Source organism: Vibrio ishigakensis, from assembly GCF_024347675.1.
In the GTDB taxonomy this organism is placed as follows: domain Bacteria; phylum Pseudomonadota; class Gammaproteobacteria; order Enterobacterales; family Vibrionaceae; genus Vibrio; species Vibrio ishigakensis.
The window spans coordinates 1,310,782-1,330,814 of the sequence record NZ_AP024881.1 but is presented as its reverse complement, the minus strand read 5'-3'; the positions used below and the strand labels follow the sequence as shown (position 1 = coordinate 1,330,814).

At 48.4% G+C, this 20,033-nt stretch carries 19 protein-coding genes; 10 read left to right on the top strand and 9 right to left on the bottom strand.

The annotated features are described in order from the left end of the window. Positions 1–10: 10 nt before the first annotated feature. The 7 genes from fdh3B to Pcarn_RS06000 all read right to left on the bottom strand — a co-directional run bounded on the left by fdh3B (position 11) and on the right by Pcarn_RS06000 (position 7,238). On the bottom strand, positions 11–619 hold the full coding sequence (gene fdh3B, locus Pcarn_RS06030; RefSeq protein ID WP_261835479.1) for a formate dehydrogenase FDH3 subunit beta: 609 nt from the start codon (positions 617–619) through the stop codon (positions 11–13). Positions 620–631: 12 nt separating this feature from the next. Beyond that, a complete protein-coding gene (locus Pcarn_RS06025; RefSeq protein WP_261835478.1) occupies positions 632–3,487 on the bottom strand; it encodes a formate dehydrogenase subunit alpha in 2,856 nt (951 codons plus the stop codon). Between the two features lie 11 nt (positions 3,488–3,498). Continuing rightward, positions 3,499–3,696 carry a twin-arginine translocation signal domain-containing protein gene (locus Pcarn_RS06020; RefSeq protein ID WP_261835477.1) on the bottom strand — a complete coding sequence of 66 codons (198 nt, stop codon included), beginning with the start codon at positions 3,694–3,696 and terminating at the stop codon, positions 3,499–3,501. A 59-nt stretch (positions 3,697–3,755) separates the two neighbouring features. Beyond that, positions 3,756–4,418: a TorD/DmsD family molecular chaperone gene (locus Pcarn_RS06015; protein ID WP_261835476.1), complete on the bottom strand. Its 663-nt coding sequence runs from the start codon at positions 4,416–4,418 to the stop codon at positions 3,756–3,758. Beyond that, positions 4,390–6,054 carry a 4Fe-4S binding protein gene (locus Pcarn_RS06010; protein WP_261835475.1) on the bottom strand — a complete coding sequence of 555 codons (1,665 nt, stop codon included), beginning with the start codon at positions 6,052–6,054 and terminating at the stop codon, positions 4,390–4,392. The genes Pcarn_RS06015 and Pcarn_RS06010 overlap by 29 nt, the downstream gene beginning before the upstream one ends. Positions 6,055–6,244: 190 nt before the next feature. Beyond that, a complete protein-coding gene (locus Pcarn_RS06005; protein WP_261835474.1) occupies positions 6,245–6,784 on the bottom strand; it encodes a DUF3306 domain-containing protein in 540 nt (179 codons plus the stop codon). Next, on the bottom strand, positions 6,774–7,238 hold the full coding sequence (locus tag Pcarn_RS06000) for a DUF3305 domain-containing protein (protein WP_261835645.1): 465 nt from the start codon (positions 7,236–7,238) through the stop codon (positions 6,774–6,776). Before Pcarn_RS06000 ends, Pcarn_RS06005 begins: the two co-directional genes overlap by 11 nt. Before the next feature lie 130 nt (positions 7,239–7,368). Between Pcarn_RS06000 and Pcarn_RS05995 the strand changes: the two genes are divergently transcribed. Beyond that, entirely contained in the window at positions 7,369–8,205 is an 837-nt protein-coding gene (locus Pcarn_RS05995) for a formate dehydrogenase accessory sulfurtransferase FdhD (RefSeq protein WP_261835473.1), read from the top strand. Here the strand turns inward: Pcarn_RS05995 and Pcarn_RS05990 are convergent. Next, positions 8,202–10,169, bottom strand: coding sequence for a sensor histidine kinase (locus Pcarn_RS05990; protein ID WP_261835472.1), 1,968 nt, complete (start codon positions 10,167–10,169; stop codon positions 8,202–8,204). The genes Pcarn_RS05995 and Pcarn_RS05990 overlap by 4 nt on opposite strands. After that, positions 10,160–11,557: a sigma-54-dependent transcriptional regulator gene (locus Pcarn_RS05985; RefSeq protein WP_261835471.1), complete on the bottom strand. Its 1,398-nt coding sequence runs from the start codon at positions 11,555–11,557 to the stop codon at positions 10,160–10,162. Before Pcarn_RS05985 ends, Pcarn_RS05990 begins: the two co-directional genes overlap by 10 nt. A gap of 320 nt (positions 11,558–11,877) precedes the next feature. Here Pcarn_RS05985 and Pcarn_RS05980 point away from each other — a divergent pair, with 320 nt between their 5' ends. From Pcarn_RS05980 to cdd, 9 genes are all read left to right on the top strand, one after another. After that, a complete protein-coding gene (locus Pcarn_RS05980) occupies positions 11,878–12,690 on the top strand; it encodes a substrate-binding domain-containing protein (protein ID WP_261835470.1) in 813 nt (270 codons plus the stop codon). A 2-nt stretch (positions 12,691–12,692) separates the two neighbouring features. After that, complete coding sequence (locus Pcarn_RS05975) at positions 12,693–13,391, top strand: ABC transporter permease (protein WP_261835469.1); 699 nt, start codon at positions 12,693–12,695, stop codon at positions 13,389–13,391. A gap of 2 nt (positions 13,392–13,393) precedes the next feature. After that, a complete protein-coding gene (locus Pcarn_RS05970; protein WP_261835468.1) occupies positions 13,394–14,110 on the top strand; it encodes an energy-coupling factor ABC transporter ATP-binding protein in 717 nt (238 codons plus the stop codon). Further along, entirely contained in the window at positions 14,088–14,672 is a 585-nt protein-coding gene (mobA, locus tag Pcarn_RS05965) for a molybdenum cofactor guanylyltransferase MobA (RefSeq protein WP_261835467.1), read from the top strand. The genes Pcarn_RS05970 and mobA overlap by 23 nt, the downstream gene beginning before the upstream one ends. After that, positions 14,669–16,435 carry a bifunctional molybdopterin-guanine dinucleotide biosynthesis adaptor protein MobB/molybdopterin molybdotransferase MoeA gene (locus Pcarn_RS05960; protein ID WP_261835466.1) on the top strand — a complete coding sequence of 589 codons (1,767 nt, stop codon included), beginning with the start codon at positions 14,669–14,671 and terminating at the stop codon, positions 16,433–16,435. The genes mobA and Pcarn_RS05960 overlap by 4 nt, the downstream gene beginning before the upstream one ends. A gap of 101 nt (positions 16,436–16,536) precedes the next feature. Then, positions 16,537–17,952 carry an exodeoxyribonuclease I gene (gene sbcB, locus Pcarn_RS05955; RefSeq protein WP_261835465.1) on the top strand — a complete coding sequence of 472 codons (1,416 nt, stop codon included), beginning with the start codon at positions 16,537–16,539 and terminating at the stop codon, positions 17,950–17,952. Between the two features lie 3 nt (positions 17,953–17,955). Then, complete coding sequence (locus Pcarn_RS05950; RefSeq protein ID WP_261835464.1) at positions 17,956–18,318, top strand: CidA/LrgA family protein; 363 nt, start codon at positions 17,956–17,958, stop codon at positions 18,316–18,318. Beyond that, positions 18,315–18,992 (top strand): CidB/LrgB family autolysis modulator, encoded by a 678-nt coding sequence (locus tag Pcarn_RS05945; RefSeq protein WP_261835463.1) that lies wholly within the window; start codon positions 18,315–18,317, stop codon positions 18,990–18,992. Before Pcarn_RS05950 ends, Pcarn_RS05945 begins: the two co-directional genes overlap by 4 nt. Before the next feature lie 89 nt (positions 18,993–19,081). After that, complete coding sequence (gene cdd / locus Pcarn_RS05940) at positions 19,082–19,975, top strand: cytidine deaminase (protein WP_261835462.1); 894 nt, start codon at positions 19,082–19,084, stop codon at positions 19,973–19,975. Positions 19,976–20,033: the final 58 nt, after the last annotated feature.

The window sequence follows — 20,033 nt, the reverse complement described above, 5'->3', positions numbered from 1 at the left end:
CTCTCCAGCATCAGCTCTTAGTTGCGTCGTAAGATAGGTCTTCGCCGTTACTCCAACCCGCTTCCTTAGCGCCACGATGAACAACACGATTACGGAAGATATCCGAGATAGTTGCTGCATCACCTGCAAGCAGTGCCTTAGTCGAACAAAGCTCAGCACACATCGGAAGTTTGCCTTCCGCAATACGGTTGGCACCGTATTTTGCGCGCTCCTCAGCAGAACCTGGTTCGGTCTCAGGGCCACCAGCACAGAAAGTACATTTGTCCATCTTACCGCGCTCAGCAAACGCTGACTGTTTAGGGAACTGAGGTGCACCGAATGGGCAAGCAAACAAGCAGTAGCCACAACCGATACATAGGTCTTTGTTGTGTCTTACTATGCCATCCTCGGTTTGCTCGAAGCAGTCTGTTGGACATACCGCCTGACACGGTGCATCCGAGCAGTGCATACAAGCTACCGAGATAGAGTTCTCACCTGGTTCACCATCATTTAGAGTTACTACACGACGACGTTGTATGCCCCACTCAAGGGCATCGTCGTTTTCGTTTTTACATGCCGTGACACAGCCGTTACATTCGATGCAGCGCTTGGTGTCACATAGAAATTTCATTCTTGCCATAGTGATGTTTCCTTACGCCTTACGAATATTACAAAGTGTCACTTTCGATTCCTGCATCTGAGTGACAGGGTCGTAACCATAGGTGGTTGCCGTGTTAGCCGCCTCACCAATGACATAAGGGTCGGTACCTTCTGGGTATTTATGACGAAGGTCTTCACCCTCGAACTTACCGCCGAAGTGGAACGGAATAAAGGCCATGCCAGGCTTCACGCGACGTGTCACCATAGCTTTCACCTTAATGCGTCCTTTCTCTGCACCCTCTACCCAAACTTCTTCGCCATCTTTAAAGCCAAGGTCATTCGCATCTGCTGGGTTCACCTCAACAAACATCTCTTGTTGAAGTTCCGCTAGCCATGGGTTTGAACGTGTCTCTTCACCACCGCCCTCATACTCAACCAGACGACCTGAGGTCAGAACGATTGGATATTCAGCCGATTTATCTTGGTCTTGGATAGACTTATAAAGAGTTGGCAGACGATAGATTGCTTTAGAGTCATTCCAAGTCGGATAGTCCGCAACCAAGTCGCGACGAGGTGTATACAGTGGCTCACGGTGAAGTGGCACTCGGTCTGGGAAGGTCCAAACGATAGCACGCGCTTTTGCGTTACCAAATGGGATACAACCGTGGGCAATAGCCACACGCTGGATACCACCAGAAAGGTCAGTCTTCCAGTTTTTACCCTCTGCTGCAGTTTTCTCTTCTGCGGTTAGATCATCCCACCAACCAAGCGCTTTTAGCATCTTATCGGTAAATTCTGGATAGCCGTCCTCGATTTCAGAACCTTTCGAGAAGCTGTCTACCGCTAGGATGTTCTCACCTTCATGCTCCACACCGAAGCGAGCTCGGAAGTTACCGCCACCCTCAGCAACAGGCTTCGAGGTATCATAAAGGATGTGTGTTCCCGGGTGCTTCATCTCAGCGTTGCCCCAGCAAGGCCAAGGCAGACCGTAGGTCTCACCGCTTGCAGGACCACCCTCACCAACGAGTGAAGTTTTGTGGAAGGTATGCCAGTTTCGCTGGTGCTCTTTCAAGCGTTCAGGGCTTTGACCTGTATAACCGATAGTCCACATACCCTTGTTAAATTCTCGGGTGATGTCTTCGATAACAGGCTCGTTGCCTTTGATTTCAATGTTCTTGAATAACTGCTCAGAAATGCCGAGTTTCTGGCTAAGAAGATACATGATCTCATGGTCAGGTTTAGACTCGAACAAAGGCTCAACGACTTTGTCACGCCACTGTAGTGAGCGATTAGATGCAGTCACACTACCGGTTGTTTCAAACTGAGTGGTTGCAGGTAGTAGGTAGATGCCATCAGTACGGTCATTCATAACCGCTGCATGAGTTGGATATGGGTCTACGATAACCATCATATCCAGCTTAGCCATAGCTTTTTTCATCTCAGGACCACGGGTCTGAGAGTTTACTGCGTGGCCCCAGTAGAACATGGCACGGATATTATCGTTCTGCTCAATTTTGGTCTTGTCTTCAAGTACGCCATCTACCCAACGTGACACAGGAATACCCATGTTATTCATCGGTTTCTTGCCGTTGTACTCGGTCTGATCGAAGCGATTCTTAACCCAATCAAACTCCAGATCCCAAACACGTGCCCAGTGCGCCCACGAACCATCTGCTAGGCCATAATAGCCAGGTAGGGTGTGAGATAGCACGCCAAGGTCAGTTGCACCTTGTACGTTATCGTGACCACGGAAGATGTTTGCACCGCCGCCAGATTTACCAATGTTACCTAGAGCAAGTTCAAGTACGCAGTATGCGCGGGTGTTGTTGTTACCTGTGGTGTGCTGAGTGCCACCCATACACCAAACGATACATCCAGGACGGTTTTCAGAAAGCAGTTTCGCCGTTTTATACACGTCCGCTTCACTCACACCGGTAACGCGCTCAACCTCTTCTGGGTTCCATTTCGCCACTTCGGCTTTGATTTCGTCCATGCCGTAAACACGCTGGCGGATAAATTCTTTATCTTCCCAGTTGTTTTTAAATACGTGCCATAGAAGACCCCAGATAAAGCTAACGTCTGTACCTGGGCGAAGTGAAACATAGTGATCAGACTTAGCCGCCGTACGTGTACGACGCGGGTCCGCCACCACAATCTTACAATTGTTCTTCTCTTTCGCGATCAGAATGTGCTGCATGGCAACTGGGTGAGCTTCCGCTGGGTTAGACCCAATGAACAGCATCGACTTACAGTTGTGCATGTCATTAAAGGAGTTAGTCATCGCACCATAGCCCCAGGTGTTTGCTACACCGGCTACGGTTGTGGAGTGACAGATACGCGCTTGGTGGTCAACGTTGTTGGTACCCCAAAGAGAAGCCATCTTTCTGAACATATAAGCTTGTTCATTGTTGTGCTTCGCACTACCTAGGAAATAGACCGAGTCTGGACCGGATTGCTCACGGATCTCCAAACACTTACTGCCTATCTCTTCAATAGCCTGATCCCAGCTAAGCTTCTTCCACTTGCCGCCTTCAAGCTTCATCGGGTACTTCAGACGACGTTCACCGTGGCCGTGTTCACGCAAAGCCGCACCTTTTGCACAGTGGCCACCGGCATTAAATGGGTGGTCAAACGCTGGCTCTTGCCCTGTCCACACGCCATTTTGTACTTCGGCGTAAATGCCGCAACCTACAGAACAGTGGGAACAGATGGTACGTTTTACTTCGGTCTTCGCATCTGGATCGACAGACTTTGCTTCCGCTTTCCGCATCATGCTAGGAGCAAACAAACCTGCCCCAACCATAGCACCACCAGCAGCTAAAGAGGTGTTTTTCATAAAGGAACGGCGGGAGACACCGAGCCCATTTTGATTCTTGCTGACGCTCTCGGAACGTTTCACTAATTTCATGTCACAGCTCCTTACAACGTATCGTAGTAATCACGAATATGTTGGGTTTCGTGATAGCCTTTCTTGTCTTTTTTGACACTTGGCGTCTCACCGGTAGCGGCGTTAGCTACTTTTGTAGTCCCAGCGGCGATCGTAGTTGCTACAGCGGCAGTGGTTATGCCTTTGAGCAGACTGCGACGACTGGTGTTCACGTCGTTCCTATCTTTCATGTTTGCTTCCTTTACCTTTCGGCATCTTGAAGGTTGAACCTTCTCGCGTTTATTTTTTATCACTTGATAGAATCAGTGACATTTTTCACGTTAATTGTGTTTAAGCTTAGGTTGGATGCGTGCTTATCGCTAAATCGCACCCTCTCTATTTCAAAGAATGTCGTCATAAGCTTGGCGACATTCACGTAAAAGTCGGCACTTTTGGCCTCGCGGATCTGCTTTTCTAGGTCGTTGAACCATGGCGCTATGTGTCTGTTAAAGAAGGCTTGAGCCTCTTGTTCTGAGTCTGGTAGTAGCATGGCCATCACCTCAGACAGAGCAGCGATATGATCCTCTGGCTCTTTAACGCTCTCTTCACGCTCAAAGCCCAACCTATCGAGGTCTTGACGGACATAGGCTAACGGCTTATCCATAAGAGAACCCATCTGATGCCATGAACCAAATGGCACGACTTCGCCTCGACCTACGCCAATAAACAGCTCTTGATATTCATCCTCAAGTGCTATCGGGTCAGCACTCTGCGCAGCAACAGCCAACGCCTGCCAAGCAGACTGCATTTCACTGCTCTCTTGCTCGGTTTCTAACGTAGCCAGAAACTTAAGCGCATCATCCGATGGCGCACCACGAAATAGACTCGCCAGTACCAAGTAGATGTCGCATCGAAGCCTAGTTTGTTCTTCCAAAGTGCTGCCCTTAATATTTGAGTTGCTGGGTTGGGTCATCGGCCATGGACTCAAACATATCGATCACTCGACAGTCTTCACACATGGCGATGCGGCGTAGAGAGGTTTCATCAGAGAAATGAGAGTGACCGCGTAACTTATCCTGTAGCATGTTCACCATAGACTGAGGTGCAAATGGCTTCTGACAACGTAGGCAAAGAGCCGGCTGTTCTTGATGAAGCGTTTGTGGGGCTTGCCTGCTTTCTTGATCCCAGTTGAATCGAGCCTGGATAGACAGTGCATTCTCAGGGCAGGCTTTTTCGCACATACCGCACTGCACGCAATCTTGTTCAACGAAGCTCAGGTTTGGAACGTCACCATCATGGTGGTGAAGTGCTCGTGTTGGACACACCGCCACACAGCTCATGCATAGCGTGCATTTGTCGGTATCGCACTTCACCTCACCAAACGGCGCCCCCTCTGGCAAGGTAGTGACCGGCGTATCGATCGGGTATTGCTGAGCCAGTGCATCGAGTGAGGCAAACAAACGCTCACGCTTATTGCCCTGCATGTCACCAAGGCGTAGGCCCAGGTCTTGAGTGATAAGCTCAGGTGGTCCTTGGCGAAGAGACTCTAGGTATAAGATCTCTATGGTCGATTTATTCAGACTAAGCTGTTCAAGCAGGGTCTGAGCTTGCGCCACCTCTGCAGTCAGCACGCGAATAATGGTCTCTGGCATGCGCTGGCTAGCCGCAAACATCACCTGAGTGGCACCGTTCACTAGGGCTGCAAACCAGGTATCGATACCGATCGAAGGCAGGTCTTCTACCTCTATCGGAATCACGTTCTCAGGCAGAGCTTGCAGCGCCATCATGTTGTACTGTTCGTGTGGCTTACTGCACACCAAGATGATTGGCTCAACACCACCGGCTTTGAAGTAGTTGGCCAGTGTGCGCTCAATAAACTTTTGTGTTTCTTGAGGTGTTGGCAAAGCGTAATGAATCGCTTCAGTAGGACAAGCGGTAGCACAGGTACCTACCCCTTGGCAAAGATAAGGGTTTATCTCTATCTTATAGCCGGTTTTGTCTGTACCGATACTCTCAAGAGCCCCAGCAGGGCAGGCATCGACGCAGCGCTCACACCCTTTTAGACCGCGTGAGCTGTGTGCACAGATATCGTTATTTAGACGGAAGAACTTCGGCTTATCAAAGGTGCCTTTCAGAGTTGGGATCTCTTCTAGGGCATCGGCAAGTTTCGGGTGCCCGCGCCCTACTGGGTAATAACCTGGTACTGGGACTTCTTCACGCATACAGCCATCAAGGGTCATATCCAAAATCACATCGAAGTGCTCTTGGTTTATCGCAACCTTAGATAGGTTTATCGTCTCACACTGATTTTGGATGAGTACTTGAAAGCTTCCCAAAAAGCCAGAGATAGCCACCTTAGAGGTGAAATAAAGAGACAGTGCCTCATCTTTCTCACCATCGGTAGAAAGTAGAGTAACCGTAGTCATATCTGACAGTTGGCTTGCCAAAGAGCCAATAATAGAGGTGGGGCCTACCACAAGGGCATTCCCTAGACTTTCATAAGAAACGGTTGGTGGGATCAGGTTAGTGAGCTCAACCGTATTCTCCAGTGCGTACAGGCGTGCGCGACCGTTTTCAGTATCTGCTTGTTTTAGTTGTTGTTTCAGCATCTATTCAATCCATATTAGCGACTTCAGCGTCGCTTCAGGTTATTAAAGCAATTACTGTTCCAACTTTTTAATATGTCTTAAATTACAAGGCATTAGGCCTGAGTGAGGCCTGAGAAAGCTCTAAAAAGTGTAGGCGAGACAATTTGTCCCACCTATAAACATAGCACCTGAGTCAAATTGTCCCTTGTTTTTATGTGGGATATTTTGTCTCACCCTCTGACTCACCTGGTTCATCGCTTTCCTGTTCAGCTGCGATTTCAACACTCTCCTGCTGTTCTTTCTCTTCAGCTTCGAGAGGTTCATGCTCTTCAACCACCTCATGTTCGGTGGTGATCTCTTCAGGCTCTTCTTCGACATCTTTCACCCAATCTCGAAGCTTTTCAGCCACCTCGGCGCCAAGCTTACCCACTGAGGCATAGTCATGGTCATAATCGTTAAGATTATCTACGGCACTGAACTCACCACTTAGAAACAGCTTACGCAGGGCGGCTTTCTTCACTGAGGCCGCGGCCGTAGTAGTAAGGAGTTCAGCCACACTGAGATCCTTGTACTTCTCTTCGTCCTCAATATCTTCCGCTACTTCTGATTCATCAGCCAAGGGCTCTGCCGTCGGCTCTTCAACTGCAGCCTCTTGCGCTAGCTCTTGAACCGACTCTTGAGCTGGCTCTTCAACTTCGGTCTCAGGATTTAGCTTGCGACGAGACCATCTATTTAAAAACTCACTGGCCACTTGAACGCCCCGCTCCTTTACGCTTCTTACGACGCTCTTCAAGAAGCTCGCCATTACGGCCAATAAAGGCCTCCATCCAAGCTTGGATCGCCACAGGCATATCCGCAGACAGCACTAGGTAATCTCCATCCATATATTGACCAGCAAGGCTTTGTGAAGCGCTGATAGCCACTAGGTTTGGCTCTTCTAGGCTTTGCAATATATCCAGAACAACAAACAGCTTGGGTTGTTGCGAGCTTAGGTTAAATCGATAGTCTGTACGCTCATCGCGAAACAGCTCAAGCGTCATTAAGAAATCAGCACTTGCTTCAGGATGCAATTCGAAGCCATCCAGGTGCCATTGAGATAGACCCCATTTGTTGCCAGCTACGGCCTTTAGCTCTAGCCCACAACCTAAGGTCCACCGGGTTTGGTCTTTTACTACTTTATCGCTCAAAGAAAGCCTCATGTTCAGTTTTCAAACGAATGTCTATTCAAAGGTTTGCAATTAACGCGCCAACTCTAAGTTTAGTGCCTAAGCCCAAGCTTTGTGGAACGAGATTTGCTTTACTTAAATCAATGACACTCAGCAATAAGGCAAACAAGTGGCCCATCCAAGTATTATTAAAACCAGTGAAAATCCGATGCAAACCATAGAGGTAGAGGTATTCGACGAGTATGGCGAGAAACTGGTCAAACAGATCGCCTGTGAGAGACCTCTTACCGTTATGCTTAACTGGAAAGAGGTGGTGACCCTGATGACTCTTGGCTCTAGACCTGAATCTTTGGTACTAGGTTATCTAAAGAACCAAGGCTTTATCTCAGATCCGGACGCTATTGAATCCCTTATCATCGATTGGGAAACCAGTTCAGCGGCGGTTATCACTAAGGAAAACATCGACCATATCGAAGGGGCACTTAAGAAAAAAACCGTTACCTCCGGCTGTGGTCAAGGCACCATGTACGGCAACGTGATGAAGCAATTGGAGAATTATCAGGTTCCACAGGTACCTCTCAAGCAATCCGAGATCTACGCCACTCTAGAAGCGCTCACCCATTACAATGACACCTATAAAAAAGCCGGCGCTGTACATGGCTGTGCGGTGTGCAAAGGCGACGAGGTGCTGTCATTTGTGGAAGATGTGGGCAGGCACAATGCGGTGGATACGCTAGCCGGAGAGATGTGGCTTAACCAAGACAGTGGCGAGGATAAGATTTTCTATACCACGGGCCGCCTGACATCAGAGATGGTGATCAAGGTTGCGCAGATGGGTATTCCAGTGCTCTTGTCTCGCTCTGGTGTTACCCAGATGGGGCTAGATCTTGCTAAGCAGTTTGGCATTACTACTATTGCTCGCGCGAAAGGCTTGAGATTCCAAGCCTTTACCGGAGCGGACAAGATCCTATTTGATGTGAAGGGTGCCGACACAGAGCAGAATTAAAGATTTGCCACCTGCAACTGAGGTTGCGCCACTCGAGGAAGCACTATAGTAAAGGTGCTTCCCTTTCCTTCTACCGACTCTGCTAACAACTCTCCCCCAACCTGACTGAGCAAACTTTGCGACAGGGATAGTCCAAGACCAGTACCCTGACGTTTAGTGGTATAAAACGGGTCAAAGATACGTGCCAATCTGGCAGGTGCGATACCGCAACCCTCATCGATAACACGGATAAGAGCGCCTTGTGTCTCGCCATGCTCTAACCAGTCTTCACTCTCTATGATGAGCTTGCCTCTGCTATCCATGGCGTGCACGGCGTTCATTTGAAGATTCACTAGCACCTGCAACAGTTGATTGCGATTAATTTCAACTGAGCTTCTCGCTTTGAGGTTTGTGATAAACTCAATACCGCGTTTTTTGTCGCCGGTTTTGACCAATACCACGCTCTCTTCGATGATGGGGTTTACATATTGCCAAGTCACTTCATCTTGGATACCGCCCTGACGGCTGTATTGAAGCAGGCTGTGCGTGATATTTCGGATGCGGTCTATCTGAGCTATGATGGTGGCCACTTCCTCGTCCACTTCAAGCTCGGCTCCTGCCATGCTTAACTCAAGCTTGATAAGCTCAATGTTGCCCAGAATCACAGCTACAGGGTTATTTATCTCGTGGGCAATACCTGCAGTTAGCTCCCCAAGAGCGGCCAGCTTCTCACTCACCACCAACTTATCTCGGGTCTGATTTAACAGCTTGATGTGGTGCTCTAGCTGCTGAGTTTTCTCATGCAGACTTTGAGTTCTTCGCTCAACCTTATCTTCAAGACTATGCGCAGCTTGTTGAAGCTCTTGATGGCTCGCCTCTAGGCTGTCGAGCATATTGTCGAACTGACGCGCAAGCTGAGCCAGTTCATGGTCTTCATTAAGGCCAAGATCACCAATTCGGGTCGGCTTACCAATCTGAACCAAGCGCACCACGCGATGAATGCGTTCAAACGGCGCAAACAAGTCACGAGAGCCTCGATAAACGGCAATACCGGAAAGGGCGAGAATTAGCACAGTGATCACCGCTACTTCGACGATATTGGTCAGGTAGGTGGCGAGAAATGGCTTCATTCGATAGCCGGTGTAGAGCATACCTATGGTTTCATCTTGCCCATTTTTAAGGGGAAGATAAGCGCTGATATACCAAGTGTCATTAATGGTTGCGAGATCCGACCAAGTATTGCCAGAAAGAAGCACCTGCTTTCTTACCTTGTCTGAAACAAAGGTACCTACAGCGCGGCTTTGATTGAGAGGAACATTACTCGCCACTCGCAAGTCATCCAAGAATAGCGTCACTGTGCCCTTTAACGACGGCACTTCCTTGATCTTCGGGTAGATGCGATCGCGAATGCTATCCACTAGCTGATCATTGTTATTGATTAGGCGACCAGCGGTTAAGGTTCCCAGAAATTTACCGTTTTGGTCTTCTACTCGAACATGGCTAACCAAAGACAGAGCTCGGCTCTCTATGCCATCTTCTCCCTTGATTGGAACGATCGCTTTTTGCTTTAGCTTTTCAGATAGCTCGCTCGCTAACAAAACCTCTAGGCTGGCTCCTGAATCGCGTGGCTTATCTTTAAAGCTAATGAAGTCCCAATGGTGACTGAGCTTTTCACTTTTTAGCCAAGAATCTAACTCTTGGCTTTGTAGTTTATCTCTGAACTGATAAGAGTTTGCCAGCGCATCCAACTGTTGCTGCTGCATCGTTTGTTCTTGAACTAGCGTGTTTTTGGCCTGCTCTAAACGCTCGGAAACATCATGAAGCGCGTTCTGCCAAGTGTATTGAATAGACCAATAGATAGTGATGCCGATAAGGGCTATCAGGGTCAAGAAAATAGGCGCTGAGGTTAAGAACATTAACCGATAGCGCACCATGGTTTGGAATCGGCGGCGCCATTTTTGCGCCCACTTAACCATTAGACGCATGGATAGCTCTCATTGCCCCACTCTTTGAACTTACGTTCTAGAGTTTTACGAGCAACGCCAAGATCCCTTGCCGCGGCAGATTTATTGCCTTGATGCTTTTCAACCACAGACAGTATGTGCGCCTTTTCCACCTCTTTTAGAGACCACTCCAGAGGATACCCTTCTTCACCTAACTCGGGTGTATCAACAGAAATCGGCTGCGCCACTTCAATACCGAGAAGCTGACTCGCGGGCGATTGTCTTAGCAAAATACTGCGCTCAATAAGATTTCGAAGCTCACGAATATTACCGGGCCAGTTGTATCCCATTAGTGCCTGTATATCTTGATGCGCCCATTTTGGCTCTTCTATACCAAGCTCTTTAGCTAGGATTCGGGTAAAGAAAGGCACCAAGTCTTGGATATCTTGTTTACGCTCTCTTAGTGGTTTTACATCGATGCGGAGTACATTCAGACGATAGAAAAGATCAGCTCGAAAGCGTCCTTGTTTTACCTCTTGTTCAAGGTCACGGTTGGTTGCCGCCACCACGCGCACATCTACTGGGATCTCTTTTTCAGTACCAACAGGACGTATCGCCTTTTGCTCTAGAACTCTCAATAGTGAGGATTGCATTGCCAGAGGCATCTCACCTATCTCGTCAAGAAATAGCGTGCCGCCGTTAGCCACACGAAACAGCCCTTCGCGAGATTTCTTAGCGCCAGTAAAGGCGCCAGATGCATGACCAAACAGCTCGCTTTCCAAAAGCTCAGGTGCAATCGCACCGCAGTTAACCGGAACAAATGGACCGCGCCTTTCGCTCGCTTGATGAATGCCACGCGCAACCAATTCTTTACCCGTTCCCGATTCACCCTCGACCAAGATACTCGCCTTTGAAGGAGCGAACTGTTGAATCAAGGTTTTTAACTGCTTGGTTTGCGCACTGTTACCTTTGATTTCTGCGCCAACGTGTCTTTCCACTTCATGTGCCAACGCACTCTGCCATCGCTCACCAAGGCGCTTATCGATACATCTGCTTACAGAGCTCATCATCTGCTCAAGGCTAAATGGCTTTAGAATGAAATCAGTCGCGCCAAGTCTCAGAGCCGATATCGCCGTTTCAAGGTCTGCATAGCCGGTCATAAAGATGACGTCATTGGGTCTGTCTTGAGCGGGAAATCGAGTAAGCCACTCTACCCCTGTTTCTCCGGGAAGATTGATATCAAGAATGATTAGGTCGTAGTGGTTATCGACTTTTAGCGCCTCAGCTTCAGCCACAGAGCTTGCGCTATCTACCAAGCCAAACCATTTACCGAGCGCTTTCTTGAGCATGGTCTGAATACCGACCTCATCGTCTACCACTAGGACAGAGAAAGCTTTATATTGAGAAATGTTAGAACCAATCGAAGACATTGAATAATTTACAGTTTTTATGTTTTCACTCAGTGTAACAATTACTCAAGAATACCCAAGTTTTGATGTGCGACATTTTATCCCACTTCAAATTTTTACTGAGTAAAACCAAGCTCAAGGAAGCCAGTTTGCATAAGCCTCGGTGATTAATTCGACTCAAAAACCGTCAATGGGTCTAATATTTAGACAGTAAAGACCCTTGTGCGGTGATTAATCTCCAAACTGGCATTGAAGTTGCTTAATTGGGTGACTGGCCTCTCTAGGCCGGATGACTCAACGTGCCCTGCAGTTAACCGCATGGCGACACAAGGAAATCTAGAATGAAAAAAACACTCCTGTTACTTGCTGCACTCCTCAGTCTCAACGTGCATGCCGCTGACGAGCATCGTATTCGCCTAGCCACCACCACCAGCACCTACCACTCTGGTCTGCTGGATTATCTGTTGCCAAAGTTTGAATCCGATACTGGCATCAAGGTTGATGTTATCGCAGCTGGTACAGGTAAGGCCCTTAAGATGGGCGAGAATGGCGATGTAGATGTGGTTATGACTCACGCGCCAAAAGCGGAAGCGAGTTTTGTTCAAAGCGGCTTTGGCGTCATGCCAAGAAAGCTGATGTATAACGATTTTGTGATTGTAGGTCCTAAGAGCGACCCTGCTCATCTTAAGCAAAGCGCTTCTGCGGAAGACGCCTTCTCACGTATTGCTGACAACAAGGTTATCTTTATCTCTCGTGGCGATGATTCAGGTACTAACAAGAAAGAATTGAACCTGTGGAGCCAAGCTGCAATCAAGCCTGAGTTTCAAGGTTATCGCGCTGTCGGCCAAGGTATGGGGCCTACGCTCAATATGGCGTCAGAGCTTCAGGGTTACACCCTTACAGACCGAGGCACCTGGCTTGCGTATCACTCACGCCTAGACCTGAATGTTTTGTATGAGGGCGACCCACAATTGTTTAACCCATATCAGGTAATCCTGATCAATCCAGACCGCTACCCGACCATCAAATACCAAGACGCAAAGGCATTCAGTGATTGGCTAGTGACTAACAAGGGGCAAGACCTAATCAACGGTTTTCGTCTGAACGGCAAACAGCTGTTCGTGGCTAATGCCGATACCAAGGATGCGAAATAAGCATGGATTTGTGGCAAACCACCACAGAAGCACTCAAGCTCCTTGTCAGCTTTGACATGGAGCTTTGGCAGATCGTAGCAGTTTCGTTTAGCGTCTCGTTGAGCGCGATTTCACTGGTGCTGCTACCCGCCATTATCTTGTCCTTCTTCCTTGCTTACACCCAGTTTAGGGGCAAGTGGTTCCTGCTCTCTATTATCAATACCATGCAGGCAATTCCGACTGTGGTGATTGGCCTGCTTCTATATATGATGCTCTCCCGCTCAGGGCCATTAGGTGATTGGCAGATGCTGTTCACGCAAAAGGCGATGATCTTTGGGCAGATGCTTATCTGCTTCCCAATCTTGGTTTCTATGATGCACGGCGCGCTTCAATCCAGCGACCGCCGGGCGGTTGAAACAGCTATCACCCTTGGAGCCTCAATTCCGAGGATTATGGCTACCCTTATCTGGGAGACCCGTTTTCCACTAATGGCCGCCACTATCGCAGGTTTTTCGCGAATAGTGACTGAGGTGGGCTGCTCCATGATGGTAGGGGGAAACATCTTAGGCATTACGCGAAACATCCCCACCGCCATCGCCTTGGAAAGTAGTAAAGGTGCTTTTGCACAAGGTGTAGCACTAGGAATGGTTCTACTAACGCTCGCACTTCTGCTTAACTTTATGTTGACCAGTATGCGAGGCAAAGGATATTTGAGAACGTAGGCATGACAATAAAAATAAACGCCAAGCAAGTTTCAATGCGATTTAGAGACAGGGTGCTGTTCCACATCCCTGAACTGGTTATCGGCCCTAACGACGCGATTTATCTCAAGGGTGATAACGGTGTGGGCAAGACTACCCTGCTGAAGATTTTATCTGGTCTTATCAAGCCCACCACAGGCAAGCTAATACCACCGAGTCGAAGCCTGCTTTCACGCTTTACCGGGCAGAGTGGTCGTAAAGACGTTATCTATCTGCATCAGAACCCTTATCTGTTTGATGGCACCGTCTATCAAAATGTGGCCTACGGATTAAAATTCCAGAAGCTGTCTCCGCAAGAAAAGCGCGCTCAGGTGATCAATGCACTGCGCCTTGTGGGGCTAGAGACCATCGCTGATGAGCATATCTCTGTATTGTCAGGGGGTGAGAAACAGCGCGTTGCAGTCGTCAGGGCATGGATTTTGAAGCCTTCTATCCTGATGATGGATGAGCCAAGCGCCTCTCTTGACCAAGAATCCATCGACCGAATCGTAGAGCTCTCCAAGGATTTGCTCGCTCGCGGGTCCAGTTTGATCATCACGAGCCACCAAAGTAATGCTTTGACCGCACTTTGCAAAAAGCAATGGTGGATTAAGGAGAATACTTTGATAGAGTCTCCTCTATTACAAATCGTGAAATCAACAACCTACGAGAATCCTTATGCCTCAACCAAGCTCAATTAGTTGGGTAATCCTAGCGGGTGGACAAGCCAGTCGCATGGGTGGCAATGACAAAGGGCTTATCGAACTAAACGGTAAGCCACTTGTAAAACACGTACTAGACCGCTTATCTGCTCAGACAGCACACATCACCATCAACGCAAACCGCAATCAAGACGCCTATGCAAGCTTTGCACCGGTTATCTCAGACTCAGTAGCCGACTTTCCCGGCCCCCTTGGCGGCATTCATGCTGGCTTGCAGAATACCGATACCGACTGGGTCGGCTTTGTACCTTGCGACACGCCAATGCTGAACCAAGACCTAGTAGAGCGCTTTACCAGCTCTATCACTGAAGCGAGTGACATCTTGGTCGCCCATGATGGCAACTTCGTGCAGCCAGTGTTTACCCTGTATCACAAGCGCGTTCTACCTAAGTTAACTGAGTTTTTAGAGCGTGGTGAGCGTAAGATCATCCTGTTTTACAAAGAGTGTAACGTGGTCAATGTCGACTTTTCAGACTCTCCAGACTGCTTCGTGAACCTAAACACGCCTCAAGAACTTGAACAATTCGGAAGCCTCTCATGATTCAAACTCGCCTTCCACTACTTGGATTTGCTGCCTACTCAGGCACCGGAAAAACCACCCTACTAGAAGCCCTACTACCGAAACTCACTGAAGCTGGACTTAGAGTGGGTATGCTAAAGCACGCACACCATAACTTCGATGTAGATAAGCCAGGCAAAGACAGCTACCGCCTGCGCAAAGCCGGCGCGTCACAGATGCTTATCTCATCAAGAAACCGCTTTGCGCTAATGACAGAGACGCCTGAAGCTGAGGCAAATTTCGAATATCTACTGACTAGTTTTGATCACGACAAGCTAGACGTTATCTTAGTTGAGGGCTGTAAGAACATAGCCTTTCCTAAGATAGAACTGCACCGCAAAGAGCTAGAAAAGCCGTGGCTTTACCCGTTTGATACTAATATCGTAGCGGTAGCGTCAGATGAAAATGTGGATACTGAGCTGCCTCAGCTTGATATTAATGACCTGGATGCTATCTCAGCATTCGTACTTAGCTATGTGGAAAACTACTCGCTTGCTAAGCCATCTTTGGCGGCAAGCTGCGACACCCTATCACCAGCTTTCTTCTCGGTAGAACAAGGACAACAGAAGATCCTAGAAGCGGTAAACCCGCAATCTCTAACCGAAACCATTGCAGTAGAAAATAGCTATAAACGCGTTCTAGCAGACGCTGTGCACTCACCAATTAATGTTCCGGCTTACACCAACTCGGCAATGGATGGCTACGCTATCCGTGGTGATGACCTTGAGCGTGATAGCTATCAAGTGGTGGCTGAGGTAATGGCTGGCTATGCCTACGACAAACCTCTACAAAAAGGTGAAGCGGTTAAGATCATGACTGGTGCGCCAACCCCAGAGAATGGCGATACAGTAGTAATGCGAGAACAAGCAACCCAAACTGATAAAACCGTTACCTTTGGCGATGCCACAATCAAGGCTGGTCAAAATGTGCGTCAGGCAGGTGAAGACTTGCCCGAGTCTGGCCTAGTGTTTGATGCCAACACCCGTATCTATTCCGCTGAGATGGGTATGCTAGCGTCCATTGGACTCGGCGAGGTACAGGTTAAACGCAAGCTCAAGGTTGCCATTTTCTCTACTGGTGATGAGGTGCAAGCCCCTGGCTCTAGCTTTAAAGCCAATACCATTTATGATTCCAACCGCTATACCCTGATGGGGCTTTTGGAGAATCTAAACTGTGAGATCTTGGATTACGGGATCCTTGAAGACAAGCACGAGGTGATTGTAGAGGCACTATCAAAAGCTTCAAATGAGGCGGACGTGGTACTGACCTCGGGGGGCGTCTCTGTAGGTGATGCGGATTACGTGAAGGATGCCCTAGAGTCTCTAGGAGAAATCAACTTCTGGCGTATTAATATGCGTCCAGGTCGCCCTCTGGCGTTTGGTAAAATCAGTAACAAGCCTTTCTTTGGTCTTCCAGGAAATCCAGTAGCGGTAATGGTCTCATTCCTTAACTTCGTTGAACCAGCACTGCGCAAGATGCAAGGAGAAACGGATTGGGAGCCACTTAAACTACAAGCCGTGGCTAGCGAGCCACTTCGTTCTCGTATCGGCCGCACTGAGTTTAGCCGAGGCGTATACAGCAAGGATGAGCATGGCCGTTTAACGGTTCGCACAACGGGCAAGCAAGGCTCTGGCATCCTGCGCTCTATGAGTGAAGCGAACTGCATTATCGAAATCGACCCAGCGGTTGATAATGTTAAGGCTGGTGAGTCAGTGACCATAGTGCCACTTCAGGGCCGACTTTGATGTAAGGCGTTATAAGTTAACACTTATAACGCCAGTGATGACTTGATATAATCACAAGTGGATTGCCCTTTGGCCAACACTTTGAATTATGGATAGTTTTTATGCAGGCTCCCCAACCGACTTTTTTCTTTTTTGATTACGAAACTTGGGGAGTAAGCCCAGCCAAGGACAGACCTTGTCAGTTTGCAGGTGTGCGCACCGACGCTGATCTAAATGTCATTGGCGAGCCCTTGGTGATCTATTGCCAACCACCCGCTGACTATCTGCCAAGTCCAGAAGCGGCACTAGTCACAGGTATCACGCCACAAAAAGCACTCAATGAAGGCCTGTCTGAGCCTGAATTTATTGCGACTATCCACGCCGAGTTAAGTAAACCCAATACCACCAGCCTTGGCTATAACAGCGTACGCTTTGACGATGAAGTAACTCGTTATACCTGCTATCGTAACTTCCTAGACCCGTATGAGTGGAGCTATAAGAACGGTAACTCCCGCTGGGACCTACTCGACGTGATGCGCGCTTGTCATGCACTGCGTCCAGAGGGCATCAACTGGCCAGAGAACGACCAGGGCTTTACAAGCTTTAAGCTGGAGCACCTTTCTGTGGCAAACGGCATCGAACACAGTAATGCGCACGATGCGATGGCCGACGTTTACGCGACTATCGAATTGGCTAAAAAGGTCAAGCAAGCCCAACCGAGGCTGTTCGATTTCTTCTATCAGCACCGTGGTAAGAATAAACTCAACACCCTAGTTAATATTCCAGAGATGACACCGCTTGTGCATGTCTCTGGCATGCTCAGCAATGAACATCTTAAAACCGGTCTGGTTGCCCCAATCGGCTGGACACCACAAAAAGCGCTTATCTGTGTCGACCTTACGCAAGACATTACCCCGCTTTTTGAACTCTCAGCTGAAGAGATTAAAACAAGGTTGTATACACCTAGAGCAGAGCTAGAAGATGGCGAGGTGCCTATTCCGGTGAAACTAGTTCATTTAAACAAGTGCCCTATCCTTGCGCCACTTGGGGTATTAACCCCAGATGCACTAGAGCGCACACAGATAGACAAGTCCCTATGTCTGCAAAGACAAGCTCAGCTTAAACAAGACCCAGAAGTGCGTGAAAAACTGGATTTTGTGTTCAGTGAAGGACGAGAATTTGCCAAGAATCCAGATGTGGATCAACAGCTGTACGATGGGTTTTTCAGCCCTGCCGACAAAGCTCAGATGCGCATTATCCGAGATGCTAACCCTGAAGCTCTAGGCTCGCTCGATATCCAACTGGGTGACGAGCGAATTAAACCGCTACTGTTTCGCTATCGTGCACGCCACTACTTCCATACCCTAACGGACCAAGAACAAAGACAGTGGCTTGGATACTGTCGTGATAAATTCGAGCAAGAGCTACCCGACTACATGCTCAATCTGGAGCGACTCGGTGAAGAACATCAAGCCGATGAGAAGAAGATGCGGGTGCTAAAAGCCGTGTTCCAATACGTTCAACAACTTGTTTCGTAAGCTATGCAAAAAGCCCTTTACTATATCTTAAGCGCCGCGCTCATCTGCCTTGCTCTGCTGGCCGGTAACTTTCTTCAGGTTCATCTGTCTCTGGCGATCCCGGGCAGTGTACTGGGGCTTATTATTCTGTTTTTGGGTTTGGTTAGCGGGCTTGTAAAACCGCACTGGGTACAACCGAGCGCTTCGCTGCTGATCAAATATATGATCATCTTGTTTATCCCAATCAGTGTCGGCTTGATGAACCACTATCATCTTCTGCTCGACAATGCGCTGGCGATTATCGTTAGTGTGGTTTTGGGAAGCTTATTTGTACTCTGCGTGCTCTCTTTAGCACTGGATAAACTTTTGGGAGAGAGTAAAAAATGAGTTGGCTGCTTCTTACCATAGTGGCCTACTTTGTGGCCCGCGCTATATCATCAAAGTTGCGTCATCCACTGGCAAATCCTCTGCTGATCTGTTTGTTTATCATTATCCCGTTCTTATTGTTTTTTAAAGTGCCATATCAGACCTACTTTGAGGGAAACAGTGTGTTGCAAATGCTACTTCAACCTGCGGTAGTGGCACTTGCATACCCGTTGTATGAGCAGTTGGGGGAGATCCGCGCTAAGTGGAAACTGATACTCACCACCTGCATCATAGGTTCGGTCGGTTCCATGCTCACCGCAGGCCTACTGGCAGTATGTCTTGGCGCAGAATCGACACTTATTGCCAGCATCATGGGTAAATCTGTCACAACCGCTATCGCGATGCAGATCTCAGCAGAACTCGGAGGAGAGCCAGCAATTGCAGCCATACTAGTGTTGCTAGCCGGTCTATGCGGCGCTTTGTTCGCTTACCCTATCTATAAAATGCTCAACATCCAGCACCCTATCGCTAAAGGATTAACACTTGGCACCGTCAGCCATGCCCTAGGAACAGCGACTGCGTTTGAACACAGTCGACGAGATGCCGCCTTTAGCTCGCTCGCCTTAGTACTGTGCGGTGTTATCACCTCGATCTTTGCTCCTATGGTCATGGGATTAATGCTGTCGCTTATGTGAGCGAAAACGTTTAGTTGAGGTAAAACAAGTTCTTAGTTAGATAGCCATGGGCTATTATGTCTCTAAGTTAATCTAACTAAGGAATCCTGATGACCTCTCGATTTCATGATATCTATGAAACCCTGCCAACCGAGTTGGTAGATTCATTTAAAGCCATCTTCGATGAGCCAGACTTCAAAGGTGTTGTCACTGAAGCGCAATTCAAAACCCTACAACAAGCATCGGCGCTAGACGAACAAGAGCTCAAATTGGCATTACTGCCATTTGCCGCAGCCTACTCTGTCGCCCCTATCTCGAACTTCAATGTCGGCGCTATCGTAAAAGGCAACTCCAACACCCTATATTTCGGTGCCAACCTAGAGTTTGCCGGCGCTCAATTGGGTCAAACCGTGCACGCAGAGCAGTCAGCGATAAGCCACGCTTGGATGAAGGGTGAAACGGGCATCCTAGATATCACTATCAATTTCAGTCCTTGTGGTCATTGCCGTCAGTTTATGAACGAGCTTTCCACTGCAGACAAGCTTCAGGTTCAGCTACCTGAGCGTGATGAGATGTCTCTTCAGGCTTACCTGCCAGAATCCTTTGGGCCAAAAGATTTAGGCATCGAAAGCGGTCTGATGAGCCCTGTGGACCATGGCTTTAGCTCTGAAGAGAGTGATGAGCTTGTGAACGTTGCTCTAGGTGCTCTCAATAAGAGCCATGCGCCTTACACTAAAGATCACAGCGGCATTGCCATTAAGGCGAAGAGCGGCGAAATAGTCAGCGGCAGCTATGCAGAGAACGCAGCTTTTAATCCTAGCCTGCCTCCACTGCAGGTTGCACTGGTGCATCTGCAGATGTCAGGTATCTCATTTAATGACATTGAAGAGGTCGCACTGGCGGAGATGGAGCAAGGTTCAATCTCTCACCTCGCCGATACTCAAGCGACGCTAGAGGCTATCGATCCGGACATTCCAATTCGCTACATTGCCATCAACGAATAAAAATCTTTAGCCCCTATTTTAGTCATCAAACCCAGCAAGTTGCTGGGTTTGTTTTACC